A 23490-nucleotide genomic window follows, 5' to 3' on the forward strand; every position below is an offset into this window, starting at 1 on the left:
TTTGCCATGCGTTGCTTTTGCACAATGGCGGGTTGTAGCCGTGAGCACCGAAGTAGACAAAATGCGCTTCAACACCATCATAGACGCGCATTCCTTCATGAAGAATTATCGCTCTGGTGAGGAGCAAGGGAAGGGAACGCCAGTTGGGGATGCGCTTTATCCGGTTGCCAGTTATGGTGATGGCCGTTATGTCTCCAGGATCTGTTTTAAGTATCTAGGTGCTACTGGCGATTATGACCCCACTACCTGCACTGGCGACCCAGCTACGGTCTACTGGCGCTCAACCTATGTTCTGCCGGGTGAGATGGATAAAACACCGTTCCTGGACAGGGATCTCGGCTTACCAACAACGACCATGTGTGTAGGGAACCCTATCCATCTTGGCACCGGCAACAAGTTCCAGGCTGAACTGGATTATCAAAGCGGAGGCTCCGACCCTTTCACATTCACCAGATACTACAATAGCCACCTTCCTGATGAAGAGCTCGGCGGCTGGCGGCATACCTACTCGCGGAGCGTCGAGGTCAACGCCTCGAAGTACGGTGAGAACATGGTTGTCCTGCACCGGCCAGAAGGGCAACAACTCGCGTTCTACAACTCGTCCTCTGTCTGGGTGCCAACATGGAAAACCGATGATACCTTGACGAAGGATGCTACCGGCTGGCGTTACACTCAATCTGACGGGGTAGTCGAGGCCTATGATGAAACCGGACGACTGACCGGCATCGAGAAGCCCAACGGCAATCACATCACCCTGAGCTATCTGAACGGAGAGCTATCCTCGATCACTGACGGCTTTGGCCGCAACATCCAGTTCCAGCATCAAGATGGCCGCATGGTCAGTGTCACCGATCCTGCTGGTGGCAGTATTCAGTACCAGTACAACAGCGCTGGCAAGCTGGCGGAAGTGATCTACCAGGACAATACGAGCCGCAGCTATCTCTACGATGACCCGAATGCACCGGGTTTGCTCTCTGGGCTGGTGGACGAGAACGGCAACCGTTTCGCCACATGGGGATATGATGCTCAGGGGATGGCAGTTCTAAGTGAACACGCCGGGGGCGCAGAGAAGACTCAGGTAAGCTACAACGCTGACGGAAGCGTCTCTGTCACCAACGCCCTCGGCCACGTTCAGCGATATACCTACAGCCGTCACAACGGGATGCTCAAGCCTGATGTTGTTGAGGGTGCGCCGTGTACCGGCTTTGTGGGAGGCAAGGAAACCTACGTCTACGACAGCAAAGGCCTCGTCTCCAGCATTACAGATCGTGCTGGACAGAAGCGCACGTTCACCCATAACGACCGGGGATTGGAAACCACCCAGATAGACCAGGATGGGGGCAAGGTTACGACCGACTGGCTTCCTTCCAAGTCGCTCCCTGCAAAAATCACGGAACCAACCAGGATCACTGAGCTTACCTACGACACTCATCTCCGGGTGATAAGCCGCAAGGTCACAGATCGCAGCTCGGGCGCTTCCCGGACATGGACCTACACCTATGCCCCTGTTGGTACAGGAAAGCCGAGCCTGTTGGCCTCGGTTGATGGTCCGCGCACCGACGTCAGCGATGTTACGACATTTGACTACGATGACCAGGGCAACCTGATCCGGACAACAAACGCGCTGGGGCAGGTGATGCAGTTTGGTGACTACGACGCGAACGGTCGCGCCGGGACCATTCAGGGCGTCAACGGTGTAACCCAAACCCTCACCTATGACGCCAGAGGAAGACTTGTCAGCTCCACTGGACCAGAAGGAACCACGGCCTACAACTATGATGCTGTGGGCCTCCTGAGCTCGCTGACTAAGCCAAATGGTGCAACCGTCAGCTATGAGTACGACGCTGCACATCGGCTGGTGGCGGAAACAGATGCACAGGGCAACCGGCGCGAGCTTGAGCTCAATGACCTCGGGAACCCAGTAGAAGAGCGACTGCTCGATGCGCTGGGCCAGACCCGTTGGATAGAGCGCCGGATCTTCAACGAAATCGGCTGGCTCTCCAGTGTCTCCGACGCCTATAGCAATCAGTCATCGTTTTCCTACGATGTGGTGGCAAACCTGATACAGGAGACCAGTCCCTCTGGTAACACACACTCCTACAAGTACGACGGCTTCCATCACCGGACACAAACGACCGATCCACTCGGGAAGGTCACGCAGGTGCTCTACAAGGATACCGGCGATGTTTACCGTGTCTCCGACCCTCGTTCGCGCCTGACCTACTACAGCTACAACGGCTTTGGCGAAGTGACTCAGGTCCGGAGCCCGGACACCGGCACCACCGACATTACCTATGACGAAGCCGGTAACGTGGCAACGCGCAAGACGGCCAAGGGACAAACCACAAGCTACAGCTACGACGCGCTGAACCGGATCATCGAGGCATCCAGCGGTGTCGCTGGCGAATCGCCAATTCTGTACGGGTACGACGAAGCAACCTCACCATACGGCATGGGCCGCTTGACCTCAGTCGATGATGGCAACGGTGTCCGGAGATATGGCTATACACCCGAAGGATGGTTGGCTTACGAGACCTGGGAAACCCACGGGCAGAGCCTTACTACCCAGTACCAATACGATGGTGCAGGCCTCATCACGAAGATCACGTATCCCAGTGGTCGTGAGGTTTCCTACACCCGTGATTTAGCCGGTGACGTCATCGAGGTGGCAACGACACAAGCAGGCACCACAACAAGCCTGGCAAGCCAGATCGAGCGAGCGCCCTTTGGCCCCGTCACCAGTATGGTCAGATGGAACGGCATTTCAGAAAGTCGCTCTTTGGATCTCAATTACCGAGTCACCGGCATCGACGCTACTAGAGTGCATTCGCTGGTCTATCGGTACACGCCAGACTCGTTGATTTCAGCCATAGACGACAATCTCAGCTCATCAGTCAATCAGTCACTCGGTTATGACGCGGTTGGCCGCATCACCTCTGCTGAGGGGCTCTATGGCGTTTTGGGCTATGGCTATGACGCCACCGGCAACAGGACCTCGATCACGACCGATGGCCTGAGCCAAAGCTACACCATCAACTACATGAACAACTGGCTGGTGAAGACTGGGCAAACCTCCAGAAGCTATGACGCCAATGGCAACCTGACGAAGCAGGGGGCGGATACCTTCACCTATGACAGCCAGAACCGGCTGGTGGCCGCAACGGTCGCTGGAGTGACAGCAGCTTACACCTACAACCATCTGGATCAGCGTGTAACTAAGACCCTAAACGGCCAGACCCGCCTACTGATTTACGGCTTGGCAGGAAACCTCATCGAGGAGCTGGACGCAGCCACTGGAGACGTGCTGGCGGAGTATATCTGGCTCGATGGCACCCCCTTGAGCTTTGCTCAGTCAGGACAGACCTATCAAGTCCACGTCGATCATCTGGGCACCCCGAAGGCGCTAACCGACGCCAGCGGCCAAGTGGTTTGGAAGGCGAGCTACAGCCCGTTCGGTAAGGCCAGCATCACCACTCAGGGGCCGACCTTCAATTTGCGGTTCCCAGGACAGTATTACGACGCGGAGACCGGGCTCCACTACAACTGGCGGCGTTACTACGACCCGAATACCGGGCGTTACATCACCAGTGACCCGATTGGGCTGGCTGGTGGGATTAACACCTATGCCTATGCGCTGAGCAACCCGATAGGCAATGCAGATCCAACAGGGGAGTTTGTGCCGCTTCTTCTGGGGGCTTATGTTGCCATAGACTTTGCCTTGAGCGCTTGGGACGCCTATGACACCTTCAAGACCATCACCAGTGATTGTGCGACCTCAAGAGAAAAGTGGATTTCCGGGGGGCTTTTTGCTGCTGGGATTATCCTGCCTGGCAACTATAAGGCGCTAGGGAATGTTGCGGAACGCGCTTTTAAAAATACGGCTGATGATTTTGTAGACCTAGCCAGTTCCCAGAGACGTAAGCATATTCTTGATGGTGACGCCACTGGTGGAGGGCATCGAGCAGGAACAGGCAAGCCTGGAAAAAGTGAGTTTCCTCAAAGTTGGTCTGATGAAAAAATTATGCACGTCATTTCCGATATAGCTACCGATCCAAATGTTTCTCGAAAGGCTGGGCGCGGTGGTAGGACTATTGCAGAGGCAGTTAAAGAAGGTATTAATGTTCGTGTAATACAAGAATCTAATGGTGATATTGTTTCAGGTTTTCCAACAAACGTACCAAGGAATCCAAAATGAAAAATGAATATAGAGAAATTGAATCCACGCTAGATCTTTTGCTTATGGTGCTGTCTGATTCGTTTTCTGAATCTGAAAGTATAGAAGTGCAAGAATTTATTGATGTGGGTGAGTATGGAATCGCACTAGAAACTATCATTGACATTATTAATGAAGAGTCAAAGAACATAACAAATGAAGCTGAGTTTCTGATTGAAAAAGCAGGGAGGATAATGAATATGGATACTACATCCATTGTAGATAAGATTTCAAAACATATAGATAAATAATAAGATGAAAAAAACCGGTTTAAAATATAGAGCAGTATATCTGCTTGGATTTCCGTTAGCTGGAGCCTTTATAGGAATTGCAGTGTTCGCTTTATTAAATTATGTGAATGGGCCTCTAAGCAAATTCGCCTTATATCTGTCCGTTGGTGTTTGGGGGGGGTATGGAGTGTTCTCAGGAATCTATGGATACTTAAATCTAAGGAAAATATTAAAGTTAAAGAGAGCTAATGAGGAATCCAGGGATTAAATACGGCTCACATGGTTCTGCTATTGGCGCAGCATTGGGGACGGCTTATGGAAATCAATAACTGGTTTGATTTTATTATATACACAATTTATTTCTTTGGGGTTGTGATAGTTATCCTTCCTACTGGGGTTATCTTTCTTTGGTTGACATTGAAAAATCTAGTCAAAATGAGAGCCCCGAGATACGAAAAAAAGCACTACAAGTATTTCTCTGCAAGAAATAGATTTGAAGTGTGTGTTGCAGGTGTTTTTTCTGTGGCTTTTTCTGTTTGGTATCTGTTTTTTGCCAAAGGGGGAAATCTGTTTCTTTATCCGTCAGAGGTAATGAGATTTTTTTCAGGCGGATGATAGTGTGGATCAGGCTCTGGCGTTGGCCCAGCCGCCGCCAGCGGCCAAGTGTTTGGAAGGCGAGCCATCATAGAGTCAGTAGAGAGAGATACTTTTGGAAATCAATAGTATTATGATTGGTACAAATGAGTTGTAGCTCCATATTTTAAAGGGGGATTTCAGAGAAATGAAGAATAAGAAGGTAATAACTTTGATAATGGCCGCAGCCGCATCATGCTCGTCAGTCTATGCCGCGACATTACCGACCAGTGAGGTAGACGCATACATACTTGCGATGAACACCATGTCACCTATCACTGCAAAGTACACCATCCAGTACAAGCAAGCGGTTGAGCAGAAATGCAATACAGCCCTGAGCGTTGAGCAGCTCAACTCAAAGGCATTCACCAATGTTGTCCAGGCAATGGTGAGTAGTGAGACCGTCGATAGAATGGGGCTTGATGCTGCTGGTGGATCACTCCAGGATACCCTGTCTGTGATCGGCAAGAACGTCACATGCAGTGACCTGAACGCGCCATTTAAAGCACTCTTGGATGATAAGGACTTCACCAGAAAGCATCAGCACCTATCGAAGGTGCTGCATACTTGGAATGAAGTTGTTTCTCAAAGCAAACCCTGAGTAACAAAAAGGAGCCTAACTGGCTCCTTTTTTAATGGGGATGATGTTACGTTCGTGGACGTTATTTTCACTCGGGATATGTAACGTTGAAAAAGGCGTACCGACAAGAGAGTGGTCACATAGCTCTCCATAATAGATGAGCGACAAAATCTCTTGCTCGTTGATTTTTCCCACCTTAAAAAGGTAATTGATTATTGCTGTATCCAGTAGGTCGTGACACCCATTAAGCAGATCCACGATATTGGCCGCAGCTTCATTTTCCTCTCCGTCATCTCGACCGGCTAATACTGATTCAACCCAAGCCTCAAGGCTCGGATGTCCCTCAGCGAGCTCTATTTGACGGCACTCGTTCTCGATCAACCCTGTGATTGCTTCGTTGAGCGTTCCGCCATAAGTCGGCATGTTGAGAACAACTCCAAATCCGGGGATTTCTTTTTGGATTGGCTTCGCATCCTTGGGAGCTGATTTCAGCCACAGGAAAAACCAGATCCCAGAGCTTATGTCTTCCGGCTTGACCTGGTTGGCCGCAAGGAATTTGGAAACCTCGTTACAGATGATGCCATCTGGCGCTGCCATCTCGTAAATACCCGCCATCAGATCTTCAAGGCTCTTATACATATTATCTCTCGCACCTGTACATGATGTTTTCACTATCGTTGTTAAGCGTTTTTTCAGCAAGTATGTTCCAGCGAGACATCTTATACCATTCCATCCAAATCTGTAAAATTACCGTATTACCGTAATTATGATAATTACGGTAAATAAATTTGAGTTCCTCTTGCTGTTGTTCTACTTATTAAAATGTATCTTTGAAAAAGTAGAGTTTTTGGAATAGGATAGGTGGTGCTGAATGCCCACTTTTTACAAGGAGCGCGACCAGTGATTTTTGATGTAAGAGCGACCTTTGAAGTGGCACTCCAGACGGACACCCACCTGGTACTTATCGATCTGGATCAGGGAGCATCAGTTACGAACGATGCTGATGCAGTGATCGCCTGGTTGGCCGCAAACCTCGAAGGTGGAATTGGAAAACGTAAGGTGTACTACCGGGACACCGATGGACGCTTTGATGAGCTCAAGGTTAATGCCGGTGCTTTTGCCGGATTTGCACCTTGTAGCGAAGGCCAGCAGACCACCTTGGCTGGGATGCTCGGCCAGTAACTTTGTGTGGAGAACTCGATGTTAAACAAAAACAAATTTGAGAAAGTTTTAAAGAGAATCCTCGATAAGAACTTTGAGCGCTGCTCTATTTGCAGGAAACCATTCCCTGGACCGTGCCATACTTTTGCTGGTTTGGATTCGGACAATAAAGTTCAGAACGTAGGTTCTTGCTGTCGGACCAGTATTGTGGACTTGCGGCATGGAGGTGTGTATACGACCGCTCCTGTAGATACTCAAGAGGGGCAAAGTCAGGCGCGTGAGCTACTCGCAACACATCCTTGTAAGGGGATGATGGGACATGCTTAGCAAAAAAGTCTTTTTCATTAGTCAAGCGGAGGCCGAAAGACTGGAGCCGGTTCCCGGTGCGGCCATGATCTCCATAACTGACCCAGACAAGTCCCCTGCCGCTCTCGGACAGTGGGGGCAGTTGTACCGCGATAGCTTCTATGACGGCGGCTATTCTGAGAACACCATCCACACGATGAAGGCAGCGTTCCGGATGAATTACGCCTCTTACATTGACTCATCCCAGGCTGAAAAGCTGTCCACCTTCCTGGATGGATTGGTTGGTAGCGGTATCGATCAGATCTTCGTTCATTGCTATTACGGAGAATCCAGAAGTGGCGCGGTAGCGCTGTACCTCCAGAACAAACATGGATTCACTCCGAATAAGCCGATCACCAAGCCCAACCGAACAGTTTACGAATTGCTGTGCAATCCAACCAAGTTTGAACCACTGATGCAAAGCTACGAAACGCAACATATGGAGGAGGAACTACCTCTTCACCTCAAAATATGGGATTTTCTTCTCGTTGCGGTCGGGCTTAGGAGGTAACTTTGCACGACACAAACAATGACAAGGAAGAGCTAGTTTCACATGCGAAAGTAAATGTTCCGGCAGAACAAAGCATTCGCGGTGAACTGTTGCCGTCATCGAGCTCGCTCCGGAACATCCAGGACAACCCCGCCGTCGCCTATCTGGTGAGCCTCGGGTCAAAGCGAAGCAGGCAGACCATGAGCTCATTCCTCAACATTGTCGCCAAGATGATCGGGTTTCAGAACCTTCGTGACTGTGCATGGAGCTCAATGAGGCGGCACCACATATTGGCGGTGCTGGAAATGCTGGGGGATGCAGGGAAGGCTCCGGCAACGATCAACACCTACCTGTCAGCGCTCAAAGGGGTGGCTCTTGAAGCCTGGACGATGAAGCAAATTGATACGGATAGCTTCCAGCACATTAAGCAAGTCCGTTCAGTACGTGGATCTCGACTTCCTAAAGGGCGGGCACTTGAACGCCATGAGATTCGCAGCCTCTTTTTCACATGTGAAAGTGATTCAAGCGCCAAAGGGCTTCGGGATGCGGCCATTCTCGGGGTGCTCCTCGGGTGTGGCTTGCGCCGCTCGGAAATCGTTGCGCTGGACATGGGAAGCATGATCTACAAGGACCGCGCTCTCAAGGTTCTTGGCAAGGGCAACAAAGAGAGAATGGCGTATGTGCCTGGTGGCGCATGGAAAAGACTGGATAAGTGGGTTGAAGAGGTTCGAGGAACGCATGAAGGGCCTTTATTCCCGAGGATCAGGCGGTTTGATGATGTGACTGGAGAGCGGATGTCGGATCAGGCCATCTACCACATCTTGGAGACCAGAAGAGTTGAAGCCGGTCTGGAGATGTTTGCGCCCCATGACCTGCGACGCACCTTTGCCTCCTCGATGCTGGATAACGGTGAGGATATTGTGACCGTGAAGGACGCAATGGGCCACTCAAGCATTGCAACTACCCAGAAATATGACAGACGCGGCGATGAGCGTTTGAAGAGAGCGAGCCAACGCCTCGATATAGCGGATTAACAGCATGAATGATGAAGAACTCGAACTTGCCAGAGCCGAAGCCATGAAAGCCGATAGGTGCTTTTCAAAAGGACGGCTCAGGGACGAATTTCGGATGAAGCCTAAGCCAGGAGTAGAGCCAGTTTCGTTCTACAAAAACGGGTATGGTGGCCAATTTGGAGTGTACCGGATAGCAGATTGCCAACCAATGCGGAGAAGGGGTTGTTCACCGGCATCACAAAAGCAAATAAGGGCGCAATCCATCCTTTCGGTCAAGGCAAGAATGCGTAGCAACCTGGCAAAGGCCTCTGTCATGGCACAAAGGTGGGTCGCTCTGGAACCTCTGGTTCTCGATACCGAGACGACCGGACTTGGTGAAAGAGACCAGGTGATCGAGCTGGCTGTTACTGACATCAGAGGCGCGGTTCTCCTCTGCACCAGATTACGGCCAACCGTGGAAATAGACCCTCAGGCAATGGGTGTTCATGGCATCACCGAGACTGAGCTGTCGAATGAGCCTACGTGGACTCAAGTTGCGCCAGCTCTCGCCCGGCTTTTGTCGGGCCGTCATCTGGTGATATTTAACTCCAGTTTCGACAGTAGGATGTTGAGGCAAACAGCCAGTGCATTTGGAGACCAACTCTCTTGGTGGCAAGAGCAGAACTGTCTGTGCGCGATGAAGCTGGCGGCTGATGCCTTTGGCTCAACCAACCGGCACGGCACAATCTCACTTGCGGATGCCACCTGCGAGGCAGGTGTGAGCTGGAAAGGTCGAGCCCATTCAGCAGCGACCGACGCTATTGCCACCGCCGACTTGGTGACAGAGATAGCCAAAGTCCAACGTGACCTCGTGGTCCAGCTCCAGGAGCTTCAAAGCAAAGGTAATTTGGAATGACAGAACAATCCTACGGCGAAAGTCTCAAATTTTTCTCAGACTGGCAGAAGGACCCCGCGAAACGCACCGGCCTGAATGTGCAACACACGCTAACCAGAGGTGAATATCCTACGGTCAGCATCGAGATTGCGCCGATCAGGGCATCGGGGTCCAGCCCAGACTGGAAAAGCAAGATCACGGTGCAGCTCACTCGCGGCGAACTGACGGCGTTTTGCAGCGTTCTCTTTGGTTTGCGTAGCAAGGCTGAGGGTTCCTATCACGGCGACGCGAAGAATAAGAGCTTTGCGGTTTACAACAACGGCAAGGCCGGTGTTGCGATCATCCTTAGTGAGCGAGGAAACCAGCTCCAGAATTTCATCAATGATGACGACCGAATGGAGCTCGCAGTCTTCGCAGTTCGCCAGCTTTCCAACGCATGGAAAGTTACCCCTTCTGATGCCATCGCGCTGCTACGCCAATCAGCGTGGATGGACCGAAATTTGTCCTAATCGAGCAAATCTAGGCACTCTAAAAGTCGTCCTATAACCACAAAGTTAGACCATCATGCAAAGTGGGGTATAGAGGGTGCCAGCCCCACCCCAGCAGTCCCCCTCAGCCACATTTCTGGCTTGCCCCGCGCTTTTCTTCTTTCTCTCTTTTTCTCTCTTTTTCTCTCTCTTTCTCAATCTAATCTCACACACGAAGGTCAAACAGGGCACCCGCCGACGCGAAGCGGAGGCGTATTCTTGCCCCTCCCCCTCGTTGCATGATGGTCTAAATCTGTCTACTATGTAACCAATGAACTGTTAGAACAAACCCACACATAGGCGGCAGCATGGCTAAAAACTTCATATCAGAACAATTCTCGGCCATGTGCCGCGACTTAACGAACCTGTCCTCTCTTATCAAACGACTACCGCCACGGTACGCAAAAGTTGCGGCCATCCCTCCTACCGGAAAAGGAATGGAGAACGAGCCCGTCAACAAGATTGTCGTAACTGAACAAACTGGGCGCGAAGCTCTTGAGCTGGCAGCGCACAGCTACAGAGATCTTCACATCAACCCAGACTATTCGCAGAAGTCTGCCAGGCGCACCGTGGGGGTACTCTGGTTCTCCCCTTCCAGGATTGGTGTAGCTGACGAAATTGCGGCGACGGTTGAACGCATCAACGCGGCCAAAGCTGGTATCGAGGAGTTCATTATCTCGACGTACCCCACCAGGCAAGAGAGGTTTGAAGCACTTCGAGCGGACTGCCCTGGTGTCATGACTCTCCACCTTTACAGACAAATTCGGTGCTATACCAATGGCGACATCGACTCTATCCGCTTCACCTGGCAACGGAAGGACTCCTTGAAGAAGCCCGTAAAAGAGGAGCTTTTGCAACGCATCAGAGAGGAGCTGGAGCGATCTGGGCCAGACTATCAACTTCCCCTGGAGCAGCTTATCCAGAAGATCGCCAGCACCCCGGAGCCTTATCTCCGGGAGCGAAGGGAAGTAAAGGTTCAACCGGTGGCAAACGTCATGGCCGCAGGGGTACTCAAAACCGTTACCGCGCCAATGCCCCTGATCGTGCTCCAGGATAAGGATGTTCAGCTCAAATTGCTTCGTAACTTTGACGCCTCAGAACAACGCAAAACTCGATCTGATAAAGCGGCATCGGAAATCCTTGGCACCTTCGGTGGAGTCACTATCGAATCCTTCCCTGGAGGGGGAACCGCAGAATTCGGAAAAAATCGTACGCTAAGCTAACGGTGTTCTCGTGACAGCTCTTTGACTAGGCTTTCTAAGGCCATTCTGATAGCCCTGACTTCCTGAAAAGCCATGGCTAAAATTTGTGCGGCTAAAAGGGATAACCGATGGTAAAGTAAGTTATCCCTGTCGAGATACTGAAAAGCGTTATCCTCGTTTTTCCCAAAACTGTTTTGCCAGTTCGCTCAGAGCGCTAGTTAACTGAGCGACAGATTTCGCACTTTGCAAATTATTCTGCCCGGTCTGTACATTGGTATCAGCAGCATCGCGTATATTGATAATACTGCGGTTTATGTCTTCACTTACTGCTCCCTGCTGCTCGACCGCAGTCGCTATTTGCGCGTTCATGTCGGTAATTTCGTTAACGCGTTGGCCAATTCCATCAAGAGCTGTAGCTGCTTCCTCTGCGTGAGCTACACTCGTGTGCGCTTGCCGACTACTTTGCTCCATGACTGTAACAGCGGATTGCGCTCGCTCTTGTAGAGCGCTGATCATGCTTTGAATATCCGTTGTCGATTGCTGTGTGCGAGCAGCAAGACTGCGAACCTCATCGGCGACAACAGCAAAACCACGCCCCTGCTCACCAGCACGCGCGGCCTCAATTGCTGCGTTGAGTGCCAACAAATTCGTTTGCTCGGCGATCCCTCGTATAACGTCAAGAACTTTTGATATCTCGTTACTTTGACCTTCAAGCTCATGAATAACCTGAGTGGCTTGCCTAATTTCACCTTCAAGGGCAGTGATTGACTGGCTTGTGTGGGCTACCAGACGCTGGCCAGATGCCGTCTCAGTGTCTGCTCTTCCGGCCGCATCTGCAGCATGCTGTGCATTGCTCGCAACCTCTTGAATGCTTGCCACCATTTGGTTTACTGCCGTTGCTATTTGATCTGTCTCTGCCTGCTGCTCAACTGTAAGTACATTGCTTGACTCAATATCCTTTAGTAGGCCTCGGGTGTGTTCGCTAAGCCGATTTGATGCATCACCTATGCGACCTACTATGGCGCCTGTTTCAGCTTGCATCATTCGTAAAGCAAACTCTATTTGGCCAAACTCATCGGTGCGCCCAGTGTAGAGGGATTGACTTAATGGGTTATTGGAAATATTCCTGGCTCTTTCAACCAGTCTTCCAAGAGGAGAGAGAATAGCCAAAACACTAACAGAGCTTAAGCTTCCTGACATTAAAGTGGCTAACACCTAGATTCTACGTCAGTACTTCAAAAAGCATAATCAAAGCCTTGATAAATATGCATTCCTTCGAAATTCAGCTTTCACCCATTGGGTGAAAGAAAAGTGCTCAAAAATATGTTAAATTATCAGCTTTTATGACTCGATATATGGTAAAATAATAGTAAGAAAAGTAGTAAAAAGGGGTTCTAATTATGATTAATAAAATTGATTTCAAAGCTAAGAATCTAACATCAAATGCAGGTCTTTTTCTGCTCCTTGAGAATGCAAAAAGCAATGGGATTTTTGATTTTATTGAAAATGACCTCGTATTTGATAATGACTCAACAAATAAAATCAAGATGAATCATATAAAGACCATGCTCTGCGGTCACTTCATTGGCATTGATAAGTTAGAACGTCTAAAGCTACTTCAAAATGATCCCCTCGTCAACGAGTTTGATATTTCCGTAAAAGAACCTGAAACAGTGTCACGGTTTCTAGGAAACTTCAACTTCAAGACAACCCAAATGTTTAGAGACATTAATTTTAAAGTCTTTAAAAAACTGCTCACTAAAAGTAAATTGACATCCATTACGATTGATATTGATAGTAGTGTAATTAACGTAGAAGGTCATCAAGAAGGTGCGTCAAAAGGATATAATCCTAAGAAACTGGGAAACCGATGCTACAATATCCAATTTGCATTTTGCGACGAATTAAAAGCATATGTTACCGGATTTGTAAGAAGTGGCAATACTTACACTGCAAACGGTGCTGCGGAAATGATCAAAGAAATTGTTGCTAACATCAAATCAGACGATTTAGAAATTTTATTTCGAATGGATAGTGGCTACTTTGATGAAAAAATTATCGAAACGATAGAATCTCTTGGATGCAAATATTTAATTAAAGCCAAAAGTTATTCTACACTCACCTCACAAGCAACGAATTCATCAATTGTATTCGTTAAAGGAGAAGAAGGTAGAGAAACTACAGAACTGTATACAAAATTAGTTAAATGGGAAAAAGACAGAAGATTTGTCGTATCTCGCGTACTGAAACCAGAAAAAGAAAGAGCACAATTATCACTTTTAGAAGGTTCCGAATACGACTACTTTTTCTTTGTAACAAATACTACCTTGCTTTCTGAAAAAGTAGTTATATACTATGAAAAGCGTGGTAATGCTGAAAACTATATCAAAGAAGCCAAATACGACATGGCGGTGGGTCATCTCTTGCTAAAGTCATTTTGGGCGAATGAAGCCGTGTTTCAAATGATGATGCTTTCATATAACCTATTTTTGTTGTTCAAGTTTGATTCCTTGGACTCTTCAGAATACAGACAGCAAATAAAGACCTTTCGTTTGAAGTATGTATTTCTTGCAGCAAAAATAATCAAAACCGCAAGATATGTAATCATGAAGTTGTCGGAAAACTATCCGTACAAGGGAGTGTATGAAAAATGTCTGGTATAATAAGAATATCATCAATAAAATTGAGTGTTGCTCTGTGGATAACTTGCAGAGTTTATTAAGTATCATTGCAGCAAAGATGAAATCAATGATTTATCAAAAATGATTGAAAGGTGGTTGTAAATAATGTTACAATGTGTGAGAAGCAGTCTAAATTCTTCGTGAAATAGTGATTTTTGAAGCTAATAAAAAACACACGTGGAATTTAGGGAATACTGATGTAACACGGATTGACCGTATTGGGAGTTTGAGATGGTGACAAAGAGAGTGCAACGGATGATGTTCGCGGCGGCGGCGTGCATTCCGCTGCTGCTGGGCAGCGCGCCGCTTTATGCGCAGACGAGTGCGGTGCAGCAAAAGCTGGCGGCGCTGGAGAAAAGCAGCGGAGGGCGGCTGGGCGTCGCGCTCATCGATACCGCAGATAATACGCAGGTGCTTTATCGCGGTGATGAACGCTTTCCAATGTGCAGTACCAGTAAAGTTATGGCGGCCGCGGCGGTGCTTAAGCAGAGTGAAACGCAAAAGCAGCTGCTTAATCAGCCTGTCGAGATCAAGCCTGCCGATCTGGTTAACTACAATCCGATTGCCGAAAAACACGTCAACGGCACAATGACGCTGGCAGAACTGAGCGCGGCCGCGTTGCAGTACAGCGACAATACCGCCATGAACAAATTGATTGCCCAGCTCGGTGGCCCGGGAGGCGTGACGGCTTTTGCCCGCGCGATCGGCGATGAGACGTTTCGTCTGGATCGCACTGAACCTACGCTGAATACCGCCATTCCCGGCGACCCGAGAGACACCACCACGCCGCGGGCGATGGCGCAGACGTTGCGTCAGCTTACGCTGGGTCATGCGCTGGGCGAAACCCAGCGGGCGCAGTTGGTGACGTGGCTCAAAGGCAATACGACCGGCGCAGCCAGCATTCGGGCCGGCTTACCGACGTCGTGGACTGTGGGTGATAAGACCGGCAGCGGCGACTACGGCACCACCAATGATATTGCGGTGATCTGGCCGCAGGGTCGTGCGCCGCTGGTTCTGGTGACCTATTTTACCCAGCCGCAACAGAACGCAGAGAGCCGCCGCGATGTGCTGGCTTCAGCGGCGAGAATCATCGCCGAAGGGCTGTAACTGGTTTTGTTGAATAAATCGAACTTTTGCTGAGTTGAAGGATCAGATCACGTATCTTCCCGACAACGCAGACCGTTCCGTGGCAAAGCAAAAGTTCAAAATCACCAACTGGCCCACCTACAATAAAGCCCTCATCAACCGTGGCTCCATAACTTTCTGGCTGGATGATGAAGCTATTCAGGCCTGGTATGAGTCAGCAACACCTTCTTCACGAGGCAGACCTCAGCGCTATTCTGACCTTGCCATCACGACTGTGCTGGTCATTAAACGCGTATTCAGGCTGACCCTGCGCGCTGCGCAGGGCTTTATTGATTCCATTTTTTCTCTGATGAACGTTCCGCTACGCTGCCCGGATTACAGCTGTGTCAGCAGGCGGGCAAAGTCGGTTAATATCAGTTTCAAAACGCCCACCCGGGGTGAAATCGCACACCTGGTAATTGATTCCACCGGGCTGAAGGTCTTCGGTGAAGGCGAGTGGAAAGTCAAAAAGCATGGCCAGGAACGCCGTCGTATATGGCGTAAGCTGCATCTGGCAGTTGACAGTAAAACACATGAAATCATCTGCGCTGACCTGTCGCTGAACAACGTTACGGACTCAGAGGCCTTCCCCGGGTTAATCCGGCAAACCCACCGGAAAATCAGGTCAGCCGCCGCCGATGGAGCTTACGATACCCGGCTCTGTCACGATGAACTGCGGCGTAAGAAAATCAGCGCGCTTATCCCGCCCCGAAAAGGTGCGGGTTACTGGCCCGGTGAATATGCAGACCGTAACCGTGCAGTGGCTAATCAGCGAATGACCGGGAGTAATGCGCGGTGGAAATGGACAACAGATTACAACCGTCGCTCGATAGCGGAAACGGCGATGTACCGGGTAAAACAGCTGTTCGGGGGTTCACTGACGCTGCGTGACTACGATGGTCAGGTTGCGGAGGCTATGGCCCTGGTACGAGCGCTGAACAAAATGACGAAAGCAGGTATGCCTGAAAGCGTGCGTATTGCCTGAAAACACAACCCGCTACGGGGGAGACTTACCCGAAATCTGATTTATTCAACAAAGCCCCTCGCGGCCTTCCCGCTTCTCAATTGAGCATATAATTTTTCCGCAGCCAAAACCTGCTCAGGTTCAGGCTTGGTCCTTACAGACTGGTATTCAACAATCGAACCATTCTTAGCTATTGGCGTTACATAAGCACTTACCCAATAGTGGTCGCCATTTTTACAGCGATTTTTTACTAGCCCCATCCATGAGCGGCCAGATTTTAATGTACTCCACATATGCTCAAATGCAGCAGGCGGCATATCTGGGTGTCTTACGATGTTGTGAGGCTGGCCTAATAGTTCTTCCTCAGTGAAACCACTGATTTTAATGAAGTCAGGATTAACGTACGTGATATGGCTTTGAGGGGAGGTAGTCGAAAGAATATTGGCATCTTTTGGGAGTTCTAAGTTTCGACCCGTCACTGGTAAATTCTGGCGCATAAGAACCTCAAGGGTTGGCTGTTTTATTTTATTGTTTTCGGCATTAAGCCCAATTTCTTGAGCGTTACGATAAAGCTAGCATGGAAACGATAGGTGCAAGCAAGTTAAGGGTTGCATCGCGCATGTCAATCTAGGCTATACCCTAACTTGATGTCAGGCAGGGCCGCGCCGCTTCGTCAGAATAGAGTCTGCTTTCCCATTTTTTGACACATGCCCGCGAAGGTTATAGATTTCAGCCTGACAGAAATGGGCTTTGAGGCACAACGGAACAGAAAGTGCACTTAAGCCGCCTTCAACCAAGGAGACATCGTGCAGGGGCACCGCATCGGCTACGTCCGGGTCAGCAGCTTTGACCAGAACCCGGAACGCCAGCTGGAACAAACCCAGGTGAGCAAGGTGTTCACCGACAAGGCATCGGGCAAGGACACCCAGCGCCCCCAGCTCGAAGCGCTGCTGAGCTTCGTCCGCGAAGGCGATACAGTGGTGGTGCACAGCATGGATCGGCTGGCCCGCAACCTCGATGACCTGCGTCGCTTGGTACAGAAGCTGACTCAGCGCGGCGTGCGCATCGAGTTCCTGAAGGAGGGCCTGGTGTTCACTGGCGAGGACTCGCCGATGGCCAACCTGATGCTGTCGGTGATGGGGGCCTTCGCTGAGTTCGAGCGCGCCCTGATCCGCGAGCGGCAGCGTGAGGGCATCGCCTTGGCCAAGCAGCGTGGCGCGTACCGGGGCCGCAAGAAAGCCCTGTCCGATGAGCAGGCTGCTACCCTGCGGCAGCGAGCGACGGCCGGCGAGCCCAAGGCGCAGCTTGCCCGCGAGTTCAACATCAGCCGGGAAACCCTCTACCAGTACCTCCGCACGGACGACTGACACATGCCGCGTCGCTTGATCCTCTCGGCCACGGAGCGGGACACCCTGCTTGCGCTGCCGGAAAGCCAGGATGACCTGATCCGCTACTACACCTTCAACGACTCCGACCTGTCGCTGATCCGCCAGCGACGCGGCGACGCCAACCGCCTCGGCTTCGCCGTGCAGCTCTGCCTGCTGCGCTACCCCGGTTACGCGCTGGGAACCGACAGCGAGCTGCCCGAGCCGGTCATCCTGTGGGTGGCGAAGCAAGTCCAGGCCGAGCCGGCGAGCTGGGCAAAGTACGGCGAGCGCGACGTGACCCGTCGCGAGCATGCCCAGGAACTGCGCACCTACCTGCAACTGGCCCCGTTCGGCCTGTCCGACTTCCGCGCCCTGGTGCGCGAGCTAACCGAGCTGGCCCAGCAGACCGACAAAGGCTTGCTGCTGGCCGGTCAGGCCCTGGAGAGCCTACGGCAGAAACGACGCATCCTGCCGGCGCTGAGCGTGATTGACCGGGCCTGCTCGGAAGCCATTGCGCGAGCCAATCGGCGGGTCTACCGCGCCCTGGTCGAACCACTCACGGACTCGCATCGGGCCAAGCTGGACGAGCTGTTGAAGCTCAAGGCCGGCAGCAGCATCACCTGGTTGACCTGGCTGCGCCAGGCACCGCTGAAACCCAACTCTCGGCACATGCTGGAACACATCGAGCGGCTGAAGACATTTCAGTTGGTGGACTTGCCCGAAGGCCTGGGCCGGCACATCCACCAGAACCGCCTGCTCAAGCTGGCCCGCGAGGGTGGGCAGATGACGCCCAAAGACCTCGGTAAGTTCGAGCCGCAGCGCCGCTACGCGACCCTGGCCGCCGTGGTGCTGGAGAGCACCGCGACCGTGATCGATGAGCTGGTCGATCTGCATGACCGCATCCTGGTCAAGCTGTTCAGCGGCGCGAAGCACAAGCATCAGCAGCAGTTCCAGAAGCAGGGCAAGGCGATCAACGACAAGGTGCGCCTGTACTCCAGGATCGGCCAGGCGCTGCTGGAAGCGAAGGAAAGCGGCAGCGACCCCTATGCCGCCATCGAGGCGGTGATTCCCTGGGACGAGTTCACCGAGAGCGTCAGCGAGGCCGAGCTGCTGGCCCGGCCGGAAGGCTTCGACCACCTGCACCTGGTCGGCGAGAACTTCGCCACCCTGCGCCGTTACACGCCGGCCTTGCTGGAGGTGCTGGAACTGCGCGCCGCGCCGGCCGCGCAAGGCGTGCTGGCAGCCGTGCAGACCCTGCGTGAGATGAACGCCGACAACCTGCGCAAGGTGCCGGCCGATGCACCCACGGCCTTCATCAAGCCGCGCTGGAAGCCGCTGGTGATCACCCCGGAAGGCCTCGACCGGAAATTCTACGAAATCTGCGCCCTGTCCGAGCTGAAGAACGCCCTGCGCTCCGGCGACATCTGGGTCAAGGGCTCGCGGCAGTTCCGCGACTTCGACGACTACCTGCTGCCGGCCGAGAAGTTCGCCGCACTCAAGCGCGAGCAGGCCCTGCCCCTGGCGATCAACCCGAACAGCGACCAGTACCTGGAAGAGCGTTTGCAGCTGCTGGACGAGCAGTTGGCCACCGTCACCCGCCTGGCCAAGGACAACGAGCTGCCCGATGCCATCCTCACCGAGTCAGGGCTGAAAATCACCCCGCTGGATGCGGCGGTGCCGGATCGGGCGCAGGCGCTGATCGACCAAACCAGCCAGTTACTGCCGCGCATCAAGATCACCGAACTGCTGATGGACGTGGACGACTGGACGGGCTTCAGCCGCCACTTCACCCACTTGAAGGACGGGGCCGAGGCCAAAGACAGGACGTTGCTGCTGTCCGCAATCCTCGGTGATGCGATCAACCTCGGGCTGACCAAGATGGCCGAGTCGAGCCCCGGCCTGACCTACGCCAAGCTGTCCTGGCTGCAAGCCTGGCACATCCGCGACGAAACCTATTCGGCGGCCTTGGCCGAGCTGGTCAACCACCAGTATCGCCACGCCTTTGCCGCCCACTGGGGCGACGGCACGACCTCATCCTCCGATGGCCAGCGCTTCCGCGCGGGTGGCCGGGGCGAGAGCACCGGGCACGTCAACCCGAAGTACGGTAGCGAGCCGGGACGGCTGTTCTATACCCATATCTCCGACCAGTACGCGCCGTTCAGCACCCGCGTGGTGAATGTCGGCGTCCGCGATTCCACCTATGTGCTCGACGGCCTGCTGTACCACGAGTCCGACCTGCGGATCGAGGAGCACTACACCGACACGGCCGGCTTCACCGATCACGTCTTTGCCCTGATGCACCTGCTAGGCTTCCGCTTCGCGCCGCGCATCCGCGACCTCGGCGAAACCAAGCTGTACGTGCCGCAGGGCGTGCAAGCCTACCCGACGTTGCGCCCGCTGATCGGCGGCACCCTGAACATCAAGCACGTGCGTGCCCACTGGGACGACATCCTGCGCCTGGCCAGCTCGATCAAGCAGGGCACCGTCACCGCCTCGCTGATGCTGCGCAAGCTCGGCAGCTACCCGCGCCAGAACGGACTGGCCGTGGCCCTGCGCGAGCTGGGCCGGATCGAGCGCACGCTGTTCATCCTGGACTGGCTGCAAAGTGTTGAACTGCGCCGCCGCGTGCATGCCGGCCTGAACAAAGGTGAGGCGCGCAACTCGCTGGCCAGGGCGGTGTTCTTCAACCGCCTTGGGGAAATCAGGGATCGGAGCTTCGAGCAGCAGCGCTACCGGGCCAGCGGCCTCAACCTGGTGACGGCGGCTATCGTGCTGTGGAACACGGTGTACCTGGAACGCGCCACCCAGGGGTTGGTCGAGGCCGGCAAGCCGGTGGACGGCGAGCTGCTGCAATTCCTGTCGCCGCTGGGCTGGGAGCACATCAACCTAACCGGCGATTACGTCTGGCGGCAGAGCCGCAGACTGGAAGACGGGAAGTTTCGGCCCTTACGGATGCCCGGAAAACCTTAGCGTACGATTTTTTCCGAATTCTGCGGGCTCCCCCTGGATGAATCAGCGTGACCGCGTAACAAGGCTTTTCCGCAGCCGGAAGGGCTTTGTCCCACACAAACAATTCCAATCGACAGCAGCATGATATATAATTATGATAATTACCGTATTATCGTAATTATCGTAATTATCGTAAACATTACAAATTAAAAGGAACGTTCTCATGGCAAGAAAATTGGTTGAGTTTGACGATGTAGCGGCTGCGGCCCAAAAGCTCAAGGACGCCGGTAAACGCCCAACGGTCATCGCTATCAGAGACATCATTGGCAAGGGGAGCTTTACCACCATTTCAACGTATCTCAAACAGTGGTCAGAGGAACACTCCCTCGATGAAGAGCTGGTAGAGGTAGTCCTTCCAGAATCGGTTATGAGCGATGCTGAGCTCTTCCTACAGAAGATCTATACGGTAGCCAAAGCAAGCGCCGATGAACAGCTTGAGCGCGAGCGTGAACTGCTACGACAGAAAGAAATTGAGTACCAGGAAGATATGCAGCAAGCCGTGGACATGGCAAATGATGCCACCGAACGGGCTGAGCTACTGGAGGAACAACTTGAAGCTCTCACCAACAAAAAATCAGAGCTCGATGCGGCCCTTGGTAAGGCAGAAAACTCGCTATCCCTCAAGTCTGCGGAGCTAGAACGCTCACTGGCTGACATTGATAAGCTGGAAAAGCGGATCGTTGAGTTGGAGGGCAAGCTGGAGGCGAAAGCCGCAGATCTGACCCGAGCACAGGATCACCTGGAGCAAGCTAAAAGCGAAAATCGCTCTTTGAGCCAAAAATTGGCAACTACAGAGGGTGAGTTGGAGGAGCAAAAAGGCAAGAGTATAGAGCAGACAGAAAAGCTCCGGGCCGCTCAGGAACAAAAAACATCGTTGAAAGAGCAGCTCGAAAATGTACAGGCCAAACTGGCCCAATCACAGGACTCCCTTGCCACAGCCAAAGCTCATGGCGAATCCGCTGAACGAGAGTGCCAGCGCCTATCTGGAGAGGTAGAAAAGCTGGACGCCAAATTATCCAGCGCCGAAGCAGAAGCTCGCGCTCTTGTTCAAGACAAAGGCATGATGGCTGGTCAGTTGCAGGAAAAAGACCAGCAGGCCAAGAGCCTCGAACAAAGACTCAATGATGCACTGACCAAAATTTCTGGGTTGGAGCAAGAGCTCGCTAAAGCTGGTAAGGGAGGGAAAAAGAAAGAGGAAAACTGATGGCGCGAAAGGCTAAATATTCAGAAGAGTGGCGACACAGAGCTGCGGCTCTTCAAACCAAGATTGAGGAGGCTATGACACTAGCCACCTCATCTATTGGCGACTATCGCTGGTTACACCGTCTCCATAGTTGGGTTACGGAGGTGGCTCAAGGTAAAGCCCCAGACTGGTGGACAGATCTGGATTGTGAAGTATCCCTCCCCCGAGAAGAAAAGCGGATCAGTACGTTCCTCTCGACACAAAAGAAGCGCATCACTCTCCAGATGTGTTTGTCGTAGGGGGCCTCATGAAACAACTTCCTCCTGACACACCAGAACAATCACTGATCACTCAGTACAAAGGGCCTCGCCTTGTCGTTAAGGCCTACGCTGGAACGGGTAAAACCACGACACTGGTGAAGTACGCCCACAACAACCTCGATTCACGTATCCTCTACTTGGCATACAACAGGGCTATCCGCGACGAGGCAAGAGAAAAGTTTCCTGCAAACGTAGACTGCAAAACGTCCCACCAGCTTGCCTACGCCACTATAGGAAGGGGCTACCAGCACAAACTCTCCGGCAACCTAAGGCTCACCGATATTGCCCAAGCGGTGAATACCAAGAACTGGACGTTTGCCAAAGATATTCTCGATACGCTCAACGCCTTTATGTGTAGTGCAGACATGCGGATTCTTTATACGCATTTTGCTCGCGCCGATACGGGTAAAGTGCTTACGTCCAAACAGGAGAGATACCAAATCCAGGTGGTCGAAGGTGCTGAGCTCATATGGAAACGGATGACAAACGTTCAAGATCCGTTCCCGACCGTACACGATTGCTACCTCAAACAGTATCAGCTCGGGATGCCGAATCTGTCTCGCCGGTACACCACCATTCTTTTTGATGAAGCACAAGACGCTAACCCCGTAACAAGTAGCATCGTCCTACAGCAGAACTGCAAGGTAATCCTGGTTGGAGATCGCCACCAGCAGATCTATAGGTTCAGAGGCGCAAACAACGCCCTTGATAGCAAAGAGCTCATGAACGCCGACCAACTCTATCTCACTCATAGCTTCCGCTTTGGCCCCAACGTTTCGCTGGTGGCAAACGCCCTTCTTGAACTCAAAGGTGAAACACGACCTGTTGTTGGCCGGGGACCAGCAGATCAGGTACTCATGTTTTTACCAGGTGACGTGGGCCACCGCGCAATACTTCACCGAACCGTCATGGGGGTTATAGAGACGGCGCTCTCTGCGACCGAATCCGGAGCGCAGGTATTCTGGGTCGGTGGAATCGACGCTTACCAGATCAATGAGCTCCAGGATTTGTACTGGTTTTCGATGGCAGAGCCAGACCGGGTAAAGAATAAGAAACTGCTTGATGAGTATGAAGACTACTTCGAGTATCAAGAAGTAGCGAAGGCGACCAAAGACCCTGAGATGATGAGGGCTGTCAAGATCATCAACAGCTACGATGAAATCCCTGAACGACTCACCACTCTACGACGCAATACAGTCAAAGAAGAGTTTGGGGCTGACATTACGGTCTCAACAGCTCATCGGTGCAAAGGGTTGGAGTGGGACTTTGTTCAGCTCTATGACGACTTTCCGGATGTCCTGGACCCAGAGCTCGACCCAATGGCCCGTGACGATGAAATAAACCTGCTCTACGTTGCATCCACCAGAGCGATGCGAATCCTTGCGTTGAACAGCGCTGTCGAGATGGTTATCCGCTACATCACCCAAAAACGCATGGTCGAGAAGCAGATGAAGATGGCCGCAGAAGCGACAGAAGTTGAAGAGGACACGACCAAATAGTTTGGTCAATTCTTTCACATGTGAAAGTTGACAAATAAAACGCTCTAAGCGCCCTAAATGGGCGCTTACACCTG

At 52.1% G+C, this 23490-nt stretch carries 23 protein-coding genes; 18 read left to right on the forward strand and 5 right to left on the reverse strand.

All coding sequences use genetic code 11. The features are described 5' to 3' along the window. The first annotated feature begins 40 nt into the window (after window positions 1–40). The 4 genes from KPHS_p301160 to KPHS_p301190 all read left to right on the forward strand — a co-directional run bounded on the left by KPHS_p301160 (window position 41) and on the right by KPHS_p301190 (window position 5677). Entirely contained in the window at window positions 41–4195 is a 4155-nt protein-coding gene (locus KPHS_p301160; protein YP_005221064.1) for a RhsD protein, read from the forward strand. Next, window positions 4192–4464 (forward strand): hypothetical protein, encoded by a 273-nt coding sequence (locus KPHS_p301170; RefSeq protein ID YP_005221065.1) that lies wholly within the window; start codon window positions 4192–4194, stop codon window positions 4462–4464. The genes KPHS_p301160 and KPHS_p301170 overlap by 4 nt, the downstream gene beginning before the upstream one ends. A 294-nt stretch (window positions 4465–4758) precedes the next feature. Continuing rightward, entirely contained in the window at window positions 4759–5058 is a 300-nt protein-coding gene (locus KPHS_p301180) for a hypothetical protein (RefSeq protein ID YP_005221066.1), read from the forward strand. A 166-nt stretch (window positions 5059–5224) separates the two neighbouring features. Continuing rightward, complete coding sequence (locus KPHS_p301190) at window positions 5225–5677, forward strand: hypothetical protein (RefSeq protein ID YP_005221067.1); 453 nt, start codon at window positions 5225–5227, stop codon at window positions 5675–5677. Between the two features lie 15 nt (window positions 5678–5692). Here KPHS_p301190 and KPHS_p301200 read toward each other — a convergent pair whose 3' ends face one another. Then, a complete protein-coding gene (locus KPHS_p301200; RefSeq protein ID YP_005221068.1) occupies window positions 5693–6295 on the reverse strand; it encodes a hypothetical protein in 603 nt (200 codons plus the stop codon). A 261-nt stretch (window positions 6296–6556) separates the two neighbouring features. On the opposite strand from KPHS_p301200, the gene KPHS_p301210 reads away from it, so the two are divergent. The 5 genes from KPHS_p301210 (at window position 6557) to KPHS_p301250 (ending at window position 10048) form a co-directional block, all read left to right on the forward strand. Next, on the forward strand, window positions 6557–6838 hold the full coding sequence (locus KPHS_p301210; RefSeq protein ID YP_005221069.1) for a hypothetical protein: 282 nt from the start codon (window positions 6557–6559) through the stop codon (window positions 6836–6838). A 298-nt stretch (window positions 6839–7136) separates the two neighbouring features. Then, entirely contained in the window at window positions 7137–7673 is a 537-nt protein-coding gene (locus KPHS_p301220) for a hypothetical protein (RefSeq protein ID YP_005221070.1), read from the forward strand. 2 nt (window positions 7674–7675) lie between these two features. Further along, window positions 7676–8686, forward strand: a complete 1011-nt coding sequence (locus KPHS_p301230; RefSeq protein YP_005221071.1) for an integrase/recombinase — start codon at window positions 7676–7678, stop codon at window positions 8684–8686. A gap of 4 nt (window positions 8687–8690) precedes the next feature. Beyond that, window positions 8691–9560 (forward strand): exonuclease, encoded by an 870-nt coding sequence (locus KPHS_p301240; RefSeq protein YP_005221072.1) that lies wholly within the window; start codon window positions 8691–8693, stop codon window positions 9558–9560. After that, window positions 9557–10048, forward strand: coding sequence for a hypothetical protein (locus KPHS_p301250; RefSeq protein ID YP_005221073.1), 492 nt, complete (start codon window positions 9557–9559; stop codon window positions 10046–10048). Before KPHS_p301240 ends, KPHS_p301250 begins: the two co-directional genes overlap by 4 nt. Window positions 10049–10093: 45 nt before the next feature. On the opposite strand, the gene KPHS_p301260 is transcribed toward KPHS_p301250, so the two are convergent. Continuing rightward, window positions 10094–10225 (reverse strand): hypothetical protein, encoded by a 132-nt coding sequence (locus KPHS_p301260; protein YP_005221074.1) that lies wholly within the window; start codon window positions 10223–10225, stop codon window positions 10094–10096. 149 nt (window positions 10226–10374) lie between these two features. Here KPHS_p301260 and KPHS_p301270 point away from each other — a divergent pair, with 149 nt between their 5' ends. Then, window positions 10375–11289 (forward strand): DNA replication terminus site-binding protein, encoded by a 915-nt coding sequence (locus tag KPHS_p301270; protein ID YP_005221075.1) that lies wholly within the window; start codon window positions 10375–10377, stop codon window positions 11287–11289. Between the two features lie 147 nt (window positions 11290–11436). On the opposite strand, the gene KPHS_p301280 is transcribed toward KPHS_p301270, so the two are convergent. Continuing rightward, window positions 11437–12468: a hypothetical protein gene (locus tag KPHS_p301280; protein YP_005221076.1), complete on the reverse strand. Its 1032-nt coding sequence runs from the start codon at window positions 12466–12468 to the stop codon at window positions 11437–11439. A gap of 200 nt (window positions 12469–12668) precedes the next feature. Between KPHS_p301280 and KPHS_p301290 the strand changes: the two genes are divergently transcribed. The 4 genes from KPHS_p301290 (at window position 12669) to KPHS_p301320 (ending at window position 16059) form a co-directional block, all read left to right on the forward strand. Continuing rightward, window positions 12669–13931 carry a transposase gene (locus KPHS_p301290; protein ID YP_005221077.1) on the forward strand — a complete coding sequence of 421 codons (1263 nt, stop codon included), beginning with the start codon at window positions 12669–12671 and terminating at the stop codon, window positions 13929–13931. After that, window positions 13912–14034 carry a hypothetical protein gene (locus KPHS_p301300; protein YP_005221078.1) on the forward strand — a complete coding sequence of 41 codons (123 nt, stop codon included), beginning with the start codon at window positions 13912–13914 and terminating at the stop codon, window positions 14032–14034. Before KPHS_p301290 ends, KPHS_p301300 begins: the two co-directional genes overlap by 20 nt. A 146-nt stretch (window positions 14035–14180) precedes the next feature. Continuing rightward, on the forward strand, window positions 14181–15056 hold the full coding sequence (locus KPHS_p301310) for a beta-lactamase CTX-M-14 (protein ID YP_005221079.1): 876 nt from the start codon (window positions 14181–14183) through the stop codon (window positions 15054–15056). 79 nt (window positions 15057–15135) lie between these two features. Further along, window positions 15136–16059, forward strand: coding sequence for a transposase InsC for insertion sequence IS903 (locus tag KPHS_p301320; protein YP_005221080.1), 924 nt, complete (start codon window positions 15136–15138; stop codon window positions 16057–16059). A 41-nt stretch (window positions 16060–16100) separates the two neighbouring features. Here the strand turns inward: KPHS_p301320 and KPHS_p301330 are convergent, their stop codons facing one another. Further along, window positions 16101–16535, reverse strand: coding sequence for a methyl-accepting chemotaxis protein (locus KPHS_p301330; protein ID YP_005221081.1), 435 nt, complete (start codon window positions 16533–16535; stop codon window positions 16101–16103). 153 nt (window positions 16536–16688) lie between these two features. Then, window positions 16689–16856 (reverse strand): hypothetical protein, encoded by a 168-nt coding sequence (locus KPHS_p301350; RefSeq protein ID YP_005221082.1) that lies wholly within the window; start codon window positions 16854–16856, stop codon window positions 16689–16691. Here KPHS_p301350 and KPHS_p301340 point away from each other — a divergent pair. The 4 genes from KPHS_p301340 to KPHS_p301380 all read left to right on the forward strand — a co-directional run bounded on the left by KPHS_p301340 (window position 16845) and on the right by KPHS_p301380 (window position 23416). Next, a complete protein-coding gene (locus KPHS_p301340; RefSeq protein ID YP_005221083.1) occupies window positions 16845–17405 on the forward strand; it encodes a Tn4653 resolvase in 561 nt (186 codons plus the stop codon). The genes KPHS_p301350 and KPHS_p301340 overlap by 12 nt on opposite strands. 3 nt (window positions 17406–17408) lie before the next feature. Next, window positions 17409–20375, forward strand: coding sequence for a transposase for transposon Tn1721 (locus KPHS_p301360; protein YP_005221084.1), 2967 nt, complete (start codon window positions 17409–17411; stop codon window positions 20373–20375). 202 nt (window positions 20376–20577) lie between these two features. After that, a complete protein-coding gene (locus KPHS_p301370; protein YP_005221085.1) occupies window positions 20578–21618 on the forward strand; it encodes a KfrA protein in 1041 nt (346 codons plus the stop codon). A 286-nt stretch (window positions 21619–21904) separates the two neighbouring features. Further along, entirely contained in the window at window positions 21905–23416 is a 1512-nt protein-coding gene (locus KPHS_p301380) for a putative DNA helicase (protein YP_005221086.1), read from the forward strand. The last annotated feature ends 74 nt before the right edge of the window (window positions 23417–23490 follow it).

The sequence above is a fragment of the Klebsiella pneumoniae subsp. pneumoniae HS11286 genome (genome assembly GCF_000240185.1).
GTDB lineage: Bacteria > Pseudomonadota > Gammaproteobacteria > Enterobacterales > Enterobacteriaceae > Klebsiella > Klebsiella pneumoniae.